The organism is Antarcticimicrobium sp. (genome assembly GCF_029212575.1).
In the GTDB taxonomy this organism is placed as follows: domain Bacteria; phylum Pseudomonadota; class Alphaproteobacteria; order Rhodobacterales; family Rhodobacteraceae; genus Antarcticimicrobium.
In genome coordinates, this window is record NZ_JARGPK010000006.1 from 1 (window position 1) to 12,789 (window position 12,789).

Annotated in this window: 14 protein-coding genes, 1 tRNA gene and 1 rRNA gene; 13 read left to right on the forward strand and 3 right to left on the reverse strand. The window is 65.9% G+C overall.

The window, feature by feature from the left end:
- A 5S ribosomal RNA gene (gene rrf / locus P1U75_RS00530) occupies nucleotides 1-101 on the forward strand; the annotation flags it as partial.
- A 142-nt stretch (nucleotides 102-243) separates the two neighbouring features.
- Here the strand turns inward: rrf and P1U75_RS00535 are convergent.
- The gene (locus P1U75_RS00535; RefSeq protein WP_300238449.1) at nucleotides 244-1,422 is read right to left on the reverse strand and encodes an amidohydrolase; all 1,179 of its coding nucleotides are present in this window, start codon (nucleotides 1,420-1,422) and stop codon (nucleotides 244-246) included.
- Between the two features lie 226 nt (nucleotides 1,423-1,648).
- Nucleotides 1,649-1,738 (reverse strand) — tRNA-Ser (locus tag P1U75_RS00540).
- A 123-nt stretch (nucleotides 1,739-1,861) separates the two neighbouring features.
- Here P1U75_RS00540 and P1U75_RS00545 point away from each other — a divergent pair.
- From P1U75_RS00545 to P1U75_RS00580, 8 genes are all read left to right on the forward strand, one after another.
- Nucleotides 1,862-2,740, forward strand: coding sequence for a DUF2059 domain-containing protein (locus P1U75_RS00545; protein ID WP_300238452.1), 879 nt, complete (start codon nucleotides 1,862-1,864; stop codon nucleotides 2,738-2,740).
- Between the two features lie 3 nt (nucleotides 2,741-2,743).
- The gene (locus tag P1U75_RS00550; protein ID WP_300238454.1) at nucleotides 2,744-3,568 is read left to right on the forward strand and encodes a DUF2059 domain-containing protein; all 825 of its coding nucleotides are present in this window, start codon (nucleotides 2,744-2,746) and stop codon (nucleotides 3,566-3,568) included.
- A 187-nt stretch (nucleotides 3,569-3,755) separates the two neighbouring features.
- The gene (locus P1U75_RS00555; protein WP_300238455.1) at nucleotides 3,756-4,355 is read left to right on the forward strand and encodes a 50S ribosomal protein L21; all 600 of its coding nucleotides are present in this window, start codon (nucleotides 3,756-3,758) and stop codon (nucleotides 4,353-4,355) included.
- Between the two features lie 12 nt (nucleotides 4,356-4,367).
- Nucleotides 4,368-4,637 carry a 50S ribosomal protein L27 gene (gene rpmA, locus P1U75_RS00560; protein WP_300238458.1) on the forward strand — a complete coding sequence of 90 codons (270 nt, stop codon included), beginning with the start codon at nucleotides 4,368-4,370 and terminating at the stop codon, nucleotides 4,635-4,637.
- Nucleotides 4,638-4,816: 179 nt separating this feature from the next.
- Entirely contained in the window at nucleotides 4,817-5,353 is a 537-nt protein-coding gene (locus P1U75_RS00565) for a GNAT family N-acetyltransferase (RefSeq protein ID WP_300238461.1), read from the forward strand.
- A gap of 36 nt (nucleotides 5,354-5,389) precedes the next feature.
- A complete protein-coding gene (gene obgE / locus P1U75_RS00570; protein WP_300238462.1) occupies nucleotides 5,390-6,424 on the forward strand; it encodes a GTPase ObgE in 1,035 nt (344 codons plus the stop codon).
- On the forward strand, nucleotides 6,412-7,518 hold the full coding sequence (proB, locus tag P1U75_RS00575; RefSeq protein ID WP_300238463.1) for a glutamate 5-kinase: 1,107 nt from the start codon (nucleotides 6,412-6,414) through the stop codon (nucleotides 7,516-7,518). Before obgE ends, proB begins: the two co-directional genes overlap by 13 nt.
- A 78-nt stretch (nucleotides 7,519-7,596) precedes the next feature.
- Nucleotides 7,597-8,862 (forward strand): glutamate-5-semialdehyde dehydrogenase, encoded by a 1,266-nt coding sequence (locus P1U75_RS00580; protein WP_300238465.1) that lies wholly within the window; start codon nucleotides 7,597-7,599, stop codon nucleotides 8,860-8,862.
- A gap of 17 nt (nucleotides 8,863-8,879) precedes the next feature.
- Here P1U75_RS00580 and P1U75_RS00585 read toward each other — a convergent pair whose 3' ends face one another.
- Nucleotides 8,880-9,500, reverse strand: coding sequence for a histidine phosphotransferase family protein (locus P1U75_RS00585; RefSeq protein WP_300238467.1), 621 nt, complete (start codon nucleotides 9,498-9,500; stop codon nucleotides 8,880-8,882).
- A 16-nt stretch (nucleotides 9,501-9,516) separates the two neighbouring features.
- Here P1U75_RS00585 and P1U75_RS00590 point away from each other — a divergent pair, with 16 nt between their 5' ends.
- From P1U75_RS00590 to P1U75_RS00605, 4 genes are all read left to right on the forward strand, one after another.
- Nucleotides 9,517-9,699 (forward strand): DUF3553 domain-containing protein, encoded by a 183-nt coding sequence (locus P1U75_RS00590; RefSeq protein ID WP_300238469.1) that lies wholly within the window; start codon nucleotides 9,517-9,519, stop codon nucleotides 9,697-9,699.
- Between the two features lie 117 nt (nucleotides 9,700-9,816).
- Nucleotides 9,817-10,581 (forward strand): GNAT family N-acyltransferase, encoded by a 765-nt coding sequence (locus P1U75_RS00595; protein ID WP_300238472.1) that lies wholly within the window; start codon nucleotides 9,817-9,819, stop codon nucleotides 10,579-10,581.
- The gene (locus P1U75_RS00600; RefSeq protein ID WP_300238475.1) at nucleotides 10,578-11,429 is read left to right on the forward strand and encodes a lysophospholipid acyltransferase family protein; all 852 of its coding nucleotides are present in this window, start codon (nucleotides 10,578-10,580) and stop codon (nucleotides 11,427-11,429) included. The genes P1U75_RS00595 and P1U75_RS00600 overlap by 4 nt, the downstream gene beginning before the upstream one ends.
- A gap of 140 nt (nucleotides 11,430-11,569) precedes the next feature.
- Complete coding sequence (locus P1U75_RS00605) at nucleotides 11,570-12,733, forward strand: hypothetical protein (protein ID WP_300238477.1); 1,164 nt, start codon at nucleotides 11,570-11,572, stop codon at nucleotides 12,731-12,733.
- Nucleotides 12,734-12,789: the final 56 nt, after the last annotated feature.

Below are 12,789 nucleotides of genomic sequence, written 5' to 3' on the forward strand. Positions count from 1 at the left end.
CACAAGCGAAACACCCGGTCCCATCCCGAACCCGGCAGTTAAGCGCTGTCGCGCCAATGGTACTGCGTCTCAAGACGTGGGAGAGTAGGTCACCGCCAAACCTAATAAAGACTCCAGTCTCTCAATACGATACTCGGATAAGATCCGCCAAATGGCCGCCCTCAGGGGTGGCTTTTTGCGTATTGGCCCTTTTTCCCAGCGATCCGGTCCGACCCGCCCGACGGACCGGCCAGCGGGCAGTTTTCAAACAGACGCGAAGCCGAGGATCTCGTCGACGATGGCGGTGAAGATCGCTGCCCCCCGGGGGATCAGGTCGTCGGGGAAATCGTAGTCCGGGTTGTGCAGGGCCGGATGGTCCTCGCCTGCACCGAGCAGAAGAAAGGCCAGCGCGCTGGTCTCGCCGAAGCGGCCGAAGTCCTCGGACGGGCGCATCGGCAGCGGGCCGTGACCGTGCGGCAGGCCCAGCCTGTCCAGCGCCCGGGTGGCGATTGCCACCGCCTCGGGGTCACTGGCGGTGGTGGTGAAGATGTCCTCATAGGAGATCTCCGGCGTCAGCCCCGCCACCCGGGCCGCCTGCCGCACCAGTGTTTCGGCCTCGGAAACGAGCCGCGCCATGCGCCTGTCGGTGAGGCTGCGCAGGGTGACGAAAAGATCCGCCGCGCCCGGCGCGATACCGAAGGCCGGTTCGCCCAGACGGGCATGGGTGACGGTGGCCAGCGCGAAATCGGGATCGCTGAGCGGATGGCCCTGGCCCAGCGCGGTGAGGGCGGGCATCAGCCGCGCCAGCGCGGACATCGGCGACAGCCCGGTTTCGGGCTGCGAGGCATGCGCCGTCTTGCCGGTCAGCCGCACCCGCATCCCGCGCGAGGCGCAGGCGGAGGGCCCCTCGGCGAGCGCCACCTCGCCCAGCGGCATGCCCGGCATGTTGTGGATCGCAAAGGCATAATCGGGCCGTAGTTCGGTGAAGTCGGGATCGGCCACCACCCGTGCGGCGCCGGAGCCGTCCTCTTCCGCCGGCTGAAACATCAGAACGACGGATCCGCGCGCCGGGCGCACCCGTCCCAGCAGACGCGCCATCGCTGCGATCATTGTCATATGCCCGTCATGGCCGCAAAGGTGCCCCCGGCCCGGCACGGTAGAGCGATGCGACGCGTCTGAGCGTTCCTCGATCGGCAGCGCGTCAAGCTCGCAGCGCAGCAGCACGCGTGGGCCGGCCTCGGCGCCGTCATAGACCGCCGCCACCCCGTGCCCGCCAAGGTTCGTGACGATGCGGTCCGGTCCGGTGGCGCGCAGCACGCCCTCCACCCGGGCCGCGGTCGCGGATTCCTGCCCCGAGATCTCGGGGTAACGATGCAGGTCCCGGCGCCAATCGGTCAGCTCGGTGATATCGGAATTGCGAAGGCGGGGAAAATGGTGAGTCATGCTGCCTCTCACGTCAGGGCGCGCGCCGGCGCGTTCTGCCCGGCAGGTCTCGCCGCGACCATAGCTGCCGCGGGAGCGGACCGCGACCTGAAAAAGGGCCAGGGCGGTATCGCGCGGTGCCGCCGGGGTGCGTATGGCCGTCACGGTATAGTGCTTTGGCCCGCAATTGCTGGACCCGGGGATCACGCGTCCATTGTTGGATTTCACCCCTATGTCAGGGGTTTAGTGGCGGAGAGACAGGGATTCGAACCCTGGGTGGGCTTGCACCCACAACGGTTTTCGAGACCGCCCCGTTCGACCACTCCGGCACCTCTCCGCGGGGGTCTGGAAGGTGCGTTTAATGGCGAATGGGCAGGGGCGCAAGGGCCGATTCCGGCCCAAGTCGGCATTTCGCCGGATTTCCGTTGCCCGGCCGGTCAAAACCCTTAGATTTCCCCTCATGAAACAGTCCACCACCCGCCCGCTTCTTCGCAGGACCGCATTGTTCGGCCTGTCCTTCCCCGCCCTTGCCGCGCTGCTGGTTCTTGCCTTGACGTCGTTAGCGGCCCCGGTGCGGGCGGCGGAACGCGACAAGGTCGAGGCCTTTCTCGCGGTGACCGGTTTCGACGTGGCGCTGGACAGTATAGCGCTTTCGGCCGGTTCGGCACCCAAGATGCTGGGGCTCGATCCCGGGCTCTTCGGATCGGAATGGACCCGGTTGAGCCGGGAGGTTTTCGACACCGGGCAGATGCGCGACATGGCGCTGGTCATTCTTGTGCCCGCGCTCGATGAGGACGCGCTGAACCACGCTGCCGGGTTCTACGCCACCGATCTCGGACAGCGGCTGGTCGAGGCTGAAAACCGGACGCACATGATCGAGGACGACGATGAGAAACAGGCCGAGGGCCTGCGTCTTTTGGAAAGGATGCGCGAGACTGTCCCCGACCGGGCCGCGATGCTGGAGCGGATGAACGGGGCCATCGATGCCTCGGGGACCAGCCTGCGGGCGCTGCAGGAGATCCAGTTCCGCTTCCTGATGGCGGCCAGCGCCGCCGGCGTGGTCGATCTGCACGCGGACGCGGACGAACTGCGCGCGCTGCTCAAGCAGAACGAGGACGCATTGCGCGAAGCCATCCGCGCCTCGGCGCTGGCCTCTGCCGCCTATACCTACCGCGATTTCTCCGACGCGGATCTCACCGCCTATACCGAGGCGCTGGAACATCCGCTGATGCAGGAGGTCTACGAACTGCTCAACGCGGTGCAATACGAGATCATGGCCAACCGGTTCGAGGCGCTGGCCGCCCGGATGGCCGGTCTGCGGCCCGGGCAGGATATCTGATCGATGCGCCCGCTGGTCCGGTTGCGGATCTGTCTGGCCATCCTCACGGTCGTGCTGGCAGGTCCCTTGCAGGCCGCCTCCGAGGGAGAGGCGCTGGCGCGGATCCTTCGGCTGGAGGAGCTGGCGACGGCGCTGCATGAAGAGGGGCTCGACCACGGCCGTAGCCTCGATGCGGAGATGCTGATCGGGAAGGGTGGCACCTATTGGGCGGGCGAGGTCGCCGAGTTGTATGACGCCGACCGGATCGCCGGGGCGATCCGAGCCGCGCTCACCGAGGAGCTTGCGGCGGACCAGATCGCCGCATCCGCGGCCTTCTTCGAGACGCCGCTGGGGCAGGAGATCCTGGCGCTTGAGATCGCCGCGCGGGTCTCGATGCGCGACGCGGATGTCGAGGCGGCCGCCCGCGCCACCTACGACGCGCTGAAAGGCACCGGCGATGCGCGCCTTGCGCTGGTCAGCCGTTTCGTCGAGGTCAACGACCTGGTGGAGCGCAATGTCGCCGGCGCCATGAGCGCCAGTGTCCAGTTCCTGCTCGGGCTTTCGGACGGGGGTGCAAGCGGGTTGGACGACAGCGCGATCCTGGCCCAGGTCTGGGGTGAGGAGGGGGCGACGCGAGAGGAAACCGAAAACTGGCTGTTCGGATACCTTCTGATGGCCTACCGGCCACTGTCAGACGATGATCTTGCCGCCTATATCGCCTTTTCCGAAAGCCCCGCGGGCCATGCGTTGAACGCGGCGCTTTTTTCCGGCTTCGATGTGCTTTACCGCGGGATCTCCTACGAGTTGGGGCTGCGTCTTGCCGCGGCCATGAAGTCCAGCGATATCTGAACGGGAAAACTGTTGACAGCCCCGGGCGACAGGGTCATAAGCGGGCATCCCGGCCCGTTCGCGCGTGCCGGGTTTCGTTATCATGACGCCCGATGGGGCGCGCTGTCCGACGGTGGGCACGGTCGTCAGACCGGCCCGCAACACCCGAAAGGGGACCACAGGACGCGGCAAGAAAAAGGAAAGACCCATGTTCGCGGTCCTCAAGACCGGTGGCAAGCAGTACAAGGTTCAGGCGGGCGACATGCTCCGCGTTGAAAAACTGGCTGCCGATGCCGGCGAGAAAATCCAATTCAACGATGTCCTGATGCTGGGTGGCGAGAGCCCGGTCGTGGGCGCGCCCCTCGTCGAGGGGGCCGCGGTTCAGGCCGAGGTGATCGACCAGATCAAGGCCGACAAGGTCATCCACTTCGTCAAGCGCCGCCGCAAGCACTCCAGCCAGCGGACCAAGGGCCATCGCCAGAAGCTGACCCTGGTCAAGATCACCGAGATCCTGACCTCGGGCGCAGACAAGACCGGTGTCAAAATTGCGACCGGCAAGGGCGACACGCCCGCGGTTGCTGCCGCGGCACCGGCCGCCAAGACCGCCGCTCCGGCCGCGGCCTCCGCTGACGACGATCTGACCAGCATCACCGGTGTCGGCCCCGCCGCCGCCAAGAAGCTGATCGAGGCCGGGCTGACCAGCTTTGCCCAGATCGCCGCCTTGTCCGAAGATGACATTGCTGGTATCGACGCGGTCAAAGTGAAACCCGAATGGGTTGAGCAGGCCAAAGAGCTGGCCAAAGGCTAAGGAGAAAGACGAATGGCACATAAGAAAGCTGGCGGTTCCTCCCGTAACGGTCGCGACTCCGACGGTCGCCGCCTTGGCGTGAAGCTCTATGGCGGTCAGGCCGTCATTCCCGGCAACATCATCGTGCGTCAGCGCGGCACCAAGTTCTGGCCGGGCGAAGGCGTTGGCATGGGCCGGGATCACACGATCTTTGCGACTGTCGATGGCGCCGTGAAGTTTCACAAGGGCCTCAAGGGCCGCACCTTCATTTCGGTCCTGCCGGTAGCGGAGGCCGCCGAGTAAGCCGAAACCCAGAGGGTTCTAGACAACTGGAGGGGGATCGGCGAGACCGCCGGTCCCCCTTTGCGTATTTCCGGGCCTGTCGCCACTGCCCTTGCGCAACGGCGGGTGGCCCAACATATCGGGTGGGGAGGCGCTTGACCAATTGGTTAACGCGTTGAATTTTGAGGGGGAACAAGAAGATGATGCTGGATCGCATATCGACGCAAGAGATCATCAACGCAGGGCGTTTCAACCTGCGGCCGCTGCGGCTTTCCGACATGGGGCTGATCGCGCTCTATGCCGGTGACGAGCGTGTGGCGCGCATGACCACGTCGATTCCGCACCCCTATCCACCGGGCGCGGCCGAGGCCTTTGTCACCCGTGCGATGGCCCCCGACCGTGCCGAGGATGTCTGGGCCATCGACGGCGTCAAGTCCGGCGAGGGCGAGGTGCTGGGCCTGATCAGCCTGAAGAAGATGGACCGCAACCAGTCCGAGGTCGGCTACTGGGTGGCGCCGCTCTACTGGAACACCGGCATGGCTTCCGAGGCGGTTCAGGCGCTTGTCGAGACCAACCCGCAGGGCAATGCCACCATGTTCGCCAGCGTGTTCCAGGACAACCTCGCCTCGGCGCGGGTCCTGACCCATTGCGGTTTCGCCTACCTGGGCGACGCCGAGAGTTACTCGGTGGCGCGCGACGCCACCGTCCCCACCTGGACCTACAGCCGAAAACTCTGATTGTGGCGGCACGGTCCTTTGCGTTAGGCAACGCTCATGAAATTTCTTGATCTCGCAAAGGTCCACATCCGGTCCGGCGCCGGCGGTAACGGCTGCATCAGCTTTCGCCGCGAAAAATACATCGAGTTCGGCGGCCCGGATGGCGGCGACGGCGGCAACGGCGGATCGGTCATCGCCGAGTCGGTCGAGGGGCTGAACACGCTCATCGATTTCCGCTACCAGCAACATTTCTTCGCCAAGAACGGGCGGCCCGGCATGGGCCAGCAGCGTACCGGCAAGGATGGCGAGGGTATCGTTCTGCGGGTGCCGGTGGGCACCGAGATCCTCGACGAGGACGAGGAAACCGTCGTTGCCGATCTTGCCCGGGTCGGTGACCGGGTGGAACTGGCCCGGGGTGGCAACGGCGGCTGGGGCAACCTGCATTTCAAGACCTCGACCAACCAGGCGCCGCGTCGGTCCAATCCCGGCCAGGACGGGGTGGAACGTACGCTTTGGCTGCGGCTCAAGCTGATCGCCGATGCCGGGCTCCTTGGCCTGCCCAACGCGGGCAAATCCACCTTTCTTGCCGCGACCTCGAACGCACGGCCCAAGATCGCCGATTATCCGTTCACTACGTTGCACCCCAACCTCGGGGTCGTCGGCGTCGACGGGGTGGAATTCGTGATCGCCGACATTCCCGGCCTGATCGCCGGCGCGCATGAAGGCAAGGGGATCGGGGATCGTTTCCTGGGCCATGTGGAACGCTGCGCGGTGCTCTTGCACCTGGTCGATGCCACCTCCGAGACCATCGGTGAGGATTACCGCACCATCATTCACGAGCTGGAGGCCTATGGCGGCCATCTGGCCGACAAGCCGCGCGTGACCGCGCTGAACAAGGTCGATGCGCTGGACGAGGATCAGCGCGCCGAGGCGAAGGCCGAACTTGAGGCCGGGGTGGGCCGCCCGGTTCTGATGATGTCCGGCGTCAGCGGCGAGGGCCTGACCGAGGTGCTGCGGGCGCTGCGGGCCGAGATCGACGAGGACCGGCTGCGTCACAAACCCAGCCGGGAGGATGCGCCGTGGCATCCCTGAGCGCCGCGCGCCGCGTGGTGGTCAAGATCGGCTCGGCCCTTCTGGTCGACCGCGAAACCGGGGCGCTGCGCGGCGACTGGCTGCATTCTCTGGCCGAGGATGTGGTGACCCTGAAGGGCAGGGGGGCCGACGTGATCGTGGTCTCCTCCGGCTCCATCGCGCTGGGGCGCGGGGTACTGGGGCTGGCAGGTTCCGATCTGCCGCTGGAGCAATCCCAGGCCGCCGCGGCGGTCGGCCAGATCCGGCTGGCCCGCGCCTATGAAGAGGCGCTGGCGCCGCACGGAATCACCACCGCGCAGGTTCTGGTGACGCTGGAGGACAGCACCGACCGCCGCCGCTATCTCAATAGCCGCGCGACCCTGGAAACCCTGCTGGGCTTTGGCGTGGTGCCGATCGTGAACGAGAACGATACAATCGCCACCGACGAGATCCGCTATGGCGACAACGACCGGCTGGCGGCCCAGGTCGCGGTCACCGTCGGCGCCGATCAGCTGATCCTTCTGTCGGACGTCGATGGGTTCTATTCCGCCAACCCCAATGACGATCCCGGCGCCCGCCGCTATGACGTGATCGAGGAGATCACGGCAGAGATCGAGGCGATGGCCGGCGATGCCGGGTCGGGCCTGTCCAAGGGCGGCATGAAGACCAAGCTGATGGCGGCCAAGACCGCCACCGCGGCGGGCTGTGCCATGGCGATCACCGAAGGCTCGCGGATGAACCCGTTGCGCGGGCTGGAACAGGGGGCGCCGGCCACCTGGTTCACCGCCCAGCTCGATCCGCAGGCCGCGCGCAAACGCTGGATCGCGGCGATGAAGCCGCGCGGCGAGATCGCCGTCGATGCGGGCGCGGCCCGTGCGCTCGGCAATGGTAAAAGCCTTCTGCCCGCCGGCGTGACACGGGTTGCGGGTCAGTTCGGGCGCGGCGATCCGGTGTCGATCCTGGATCAGAACGGGCACAAGCTTGGCCAGGGCCTGAGCCGCTACACAGCTCAGGAGGCCGAGAAGATCCGCGGCCACCGGTCGACCGAAATCGAACCAATCCTCGGCTATCCGGGCCGGGCGGCTTTGATCCACCGCGACGATATGGCACTCTGACCCCGACTTTCACTGCAAATATCCCCGCCGGAGGCGTGAAATCCCCTGGCGCGCCCCAAAAATAAAAGGCGCCGAGACATGAAAGACCTGGACAATATCCCCGCCCTGATGAACGAGCTTGGCGCGCGTGCCAAGGCCGCGGCGGCAGAGCTGGCTTTCGCCCCGCCGGAGGCCAGGCGCAGGGCGCTGGAGGCCGCCGCCGAGGCGGTCTGGGCGCGCCGGGCGGAGATCATTGCCGCCAACGGGAAAGACCTTGAGTACGGCCAGGACAAGGGCCTGAGCGCGGCCATGATGGACCGGCTGATGCTGAACGAGGCGCGCATTCAGGGGATCGTCGAGGGCCTGCGCGCGGTGGCCGCGCAGGACGATCCGGTGGGCGCTGTGATCGCGGAATGGGACATGCCCTCGGGGTTGCACATCCAGCGCGTGCGCACGCCGCTGGGTGTAATAGGCGTAATCTACGAAAGCCGCCCCAACGTGACCGCCGACGCCGGTGCGCTCTGCCTCAAGTCAGGCAATGCGGTGATCCTGCGTGGCGGTTCGGAGAGCTTTCATTCCTCTACCGCCATCCATGCATGCCTGGTCGAGGGGCTGCAGGTGGCGGGCCTGCCCGAGGACGCGATCCAGCTTGTCCCAACCCGCGACCGCGCGGCGGTCTCGGCGCTGCTGACCATGACCGATTACGTGGATGTGATCGTGCCGCGCGGCGGCAAGGGACTCGTGGGTCTGGTGCAGCGCGAGGCGCGGGTGCCGGTCTTTGCCCATCTAGAGGGGATCGTGCATATCTATATCGACAGATCGGCCGATCTGGACAAGACGTTGAAGGTGGTGGTGAACGCCAAGACCCGGCGGCCGGGCATCTGCGGTGCCGCCGAATGCCTGCTGATCCACCGCGACGTGGTCGAGAGTATCGGCAAGCCGGTGATCGAGGCGCTGGTCGCGGCGGGGGTCGAGGTGCATGCCGATCCCGCCCTTGGCGAACTCGCGGGAACGCAGCCCGCCAGCGACGAGGATTGGGGGCGTGAATACCTGGACATGGTGATCGCCGCCAAGCCGGTCGATGACATCGACGCCGCCATCGCCCATATCCGCCGCTATGGTTCGAACCACACCGATTGCATCCTGGCCGAGGACAAGGCGGCGGTCGAACGGTTCTTCGAGCGTCTCGACAGCGCGATCTTGATGCACAACGCCTCGACCCAGTTCGCCGACGGGGGCGAGTTCGGCATGGGCGCAGAGATCGGAATCGCCACCGGAAAGATGCATGCGCGCGGCCCGGTGGGGGCGGAGCAATTGACCAGCTTCAAGTACCTGGTCAGCGGCAATGGCACCACGCGGGGGTGAGCCTCGGCGGCCGACCCTCAGAACCGCAGAGTGAGCGAGGTTGCGTCGTGCGCGGCGTGCAACTGGCGCTCGGCCTGCCCCGCCAGCAGGGGCAGCAGGGCGAATTGCACCTTGGCCGGGATCAGCGCGGCGACCTCCCCGGCGCCTTCGAGCCAGTCCCAAAGCTGCGGTTCCATAGTGATCGCATCGCCGCTCGCCGCGACGGTCCAGGACCCCTCGGCCTCGATCACATCGGCCTGGCCGCCGCGCGGCAGCGCGGCCTCGCAGCACAGCAGGGCAAGAAAGGCCAGCTTCACCGCGCTGCGCGGCTGCGCGCCTTCGGGATGCCAAATAACCTGCAGTCGGCTGTCGCGCCAGACCTGGCCCAGCAGCGTCTCGATGTCCGACCGCCCGATCGCCTGATCGCCCGCCGCGCCAAAGGCGATGCGAAAGAACCGCAGCCGCGCGCTTGCGCTCTCGGCGCTGTCGGCGACCAGATCCCGCTCCGGCCCCGGCATGTCACCGGCCATTTCCATCAATTCCAGTCCATTGACGATCGCGCCGATCGGGCCGATCAGGTCGTGACAGATGCGCGAGGCGACCATTGCCACCAGATCTGGCGGGTCGGACTGCGGGTTGACGCTCATAGGTTTCTTCATCAGGGAGGTCCCGCCCATGACTGATTTGAACTCCATATTGGAACCTGGGATGCTGGTGCGCCACCCCGAACATCCCGAATGGGGCATCGGACAGGTGCAATCCAACGCCGGAGGAAAGATCACCGTGAATTTCCGCGAGCAGGGCAAGGTCGTCTTCGACGGGGCCCGGGTCGCGCTTGCTCTGGTCTTTGATGCGTGAAACAGGTTGACGATGTCTTAACGCCTGCCGCACCGCACCTCTGCCGGTTGCACTGCCGCCGGGGGATGCGGTATCAGCACGCAAATCCGTGCTCCATCACAATCGCCAAGGATGCAGATGCCTGACAGCGGGCCCGCCTTTATCGTCAAGATCGTCGAAACCGAGGACGAGTTGCGCGCGGCGCAGGCCCTGCGCTATGACGTTTTCGTGCAAGAGCTGGGCGGCGGCGGCGACATGGTCGATCACGTGGCCGGGCTGGAACGCGACCGCTTCGACCCCTTCTTCGACCACATGATCCTCAGCGACACGGCGGCAGGCCGGGTCGTTGGCGTCTATCGCCTGCTGCGCGACGACCAGGCGCGCGCCGCCGGTCAGTTCTATTCCGAGGATGAATACGACCTGACGGTGCTGAAATCCTCCGGGCGGAAACTGCTGGAACTGGGCCGCTCCTGCCTGCACCCCGACTACCGGGGCGGCATGGCGATGTACCACCTCTGGTCGGCGCTGGCCAGTTACGTGGCCGAGCACGGGATCGAGATCCTGTTCGGCGTGGCCAGCTTTCACGGCACCGATGTGGATGCCCTGGCGCAACCGCTCTCGATGCTGCACCAGAACCACCTGGCGCCGCCCGAGCTGCGCGTGCGCGCGCGCGAAGACAGCTTTCAGTCGATGGACCTCATCGCGCCCGGGGCGCTGGACCGGCGCCGCGCCATGGTCGAGATACCATCCCTGATCAAGGCCTATCTTCGGCTGGGCGGCTATGTTGGCGAGGGGGCCTTTGTCGACCGCGTCTTTAACACCACGGATGTCTGCCTGGTGCTCGACACCGCCCGCATGAACGACCGGCAGCGGCGGCTCTATTCCGCTGAGCGCCGCGCATGAGCCCGACCTGGACCGGCGCCGCGCCGGATCCGGTGGTGATCGGGCCGCTGGGCTGGCTGCGGGTGGTTCTGCGCGGCGGCGCGCTGATCCTGCTGATCGCCGTCTGCCTTGTGCTGCTGTTGCTGCTGCGGTTGATCGAGCGGCCGCTCTTTGGGATGAAACGGCCGATCACGCCGCATATCGTACAATTCGTCTGCCGAAATGCCCTGCGCATCCTCGGCATGGGCTACACCGCCCACGGCCAGCCGATTCACGGCCCCGGCGCGGTGGTGGCGAACCACAGTTCCTGGCTGGACATCTTCACCCTGAACGCCCGCAAGCGGATCTACTTCGTGTCGAAAAGCGAGGTCGCCGGCTGGCCTGGCATCGGGGTTCTGGCCAGGGCCACCGGCACCCTGTTCATCGACCGCGACCGGCGCCAGGCCCGCGCGCAGACCCGGGCCTTTGTCGAGCGGCTTTCTGCCGGGCACAAGTTGTTGTTTTTCCCCGAGGGTACCTCGACTGACGGGCTGCGTATCCTGCCGTTCAAGTCGACGCTGTTCGGCGCCTTTTTTGCCGCGCCGCTGCGCGAGACCCTGCACATTCAGCCGGTCAGCGTGATCTACCACGCTCCGCCGGGCGAACCGGCGCGGTTTTACGGCTGGTGGGGCGACATGGAGTTCGGCGGGCATCTGCTGAAGACCCTTGCCGCCCCGCGTCACGGCGCGGTCGAGGTGGTCTATCACCAACCGCTCAAGGTCTCCGATTTCGCCGACCGCAAGGCGCTGGCGGCCCATGCCGAGGCGCTGGTGCGTGCCGGGCTCGAGGCCTATCTGCCCGAGGCCATGCAGGCCCGCGACGGAGACTAGGGCGGACAGCGCCAGCGCGAAAACATGGCTCTTGCGTGAATATTTCTGGCCAGCCCGGGCAGGTCGCGCCTAGGCTCTCGAAGGAAGACGGCATGCAACCGGGCAGCCGCCTTGCGGGCAGGATGCAAAATGGGTTGGCCATGAAACTTTCCAAGATCAGCGTGAATGTTCCCAGGAAACCATCCAAGGCCGACAAGTCGGCGCTTGAGCGGATCCTCAAGACGCTGCTGGATACGCAGAAGGCCATCGGCGCCGCGCTGGACGAGATCAAGGCATCCGAACCGCTGGTGCCCGCGACCGTCGACAAGATCCAGAAACAGCGCAAGATCACCGACCGCAGCCGCGCGGCGGAACTCAAGGACCTGGAGAAATCCGCCAAGCGGGGGGAATTGCACACCAACCCGGCGAAACTGGAGCGGCTGATCAAGGACCTGAACGCGGATATTGCCAAGATCAACGACATCGAGGGCAGCGTTCACAACGATCGCGACCTCTACTTCGGCCAGGAACTGGACGCCATCGCCGACGAGATCGAGCGCAACCTGCCCAAGGGGGTGAGCGGCGCGCGCATCGGTCTGCCCGGTCTGATCCAGAGATTCACGCGCAAGAACAGCAAGGCGGGCTGGAAGAATTTTTCCAAGGAACGCAAGGCGCTGATCGAGGCCTGCCGCGATCTTGGCGCGGAAGAGGATCGCAAGAACGGGATCTCGGCACTGGCCAGCGACCGGGAGATGCTCAAACTGAAATACAAGACGCGGCACAAGATCGTCGAGGCCGGTCTGAAGGACAAGAAGAAGACCCCCGCTGCCGTGCGCAAGGAACTGGAGGATGCCTTTGCAGAGCAGGACAAGCCATCAAAGGCGCGGTGGGCCGGCTTTCTCCAACTGGGCGCCGGCGGCAGCTATACCCTGCAACAAAGCGGGGCGTTCCGCGGCGCCAAGATCCACCTGACCATGAGCAAGGATTCCTGGACCTCGGCCGCAGATGGCGGCGTGTCGATCAAGGACAATTCGGTGCAGCAGATCTTTGAAAAGCTGCTCAAGCAGTCCGGCGCGAACGGCTGGAAAGAGCTGCATGCGACGCTCGAGGTGCGACTACCCTGCGGTAAGAATCCGCATGTCTTTCTGTTCGCCGGGGTGCCGCCGAGAAACCAGGCCTGGACCGAACTGGAATCCCAAACCGGCTGGAGCGCAAAGCTGGCCGCCGACGCGCAGGCGGCGATGCGCGGCGAGTTGGACAAGCTTGCCACCGCCTTGAAGAAGAAGATCAAGGAGGCCAAGGACCAGCACGGCGCGCCGGTCTGACGGCCTTTTAGGCGCGCAGCATATCGGGCTTGCGCCCGGCGGCGAACTCGCCTATA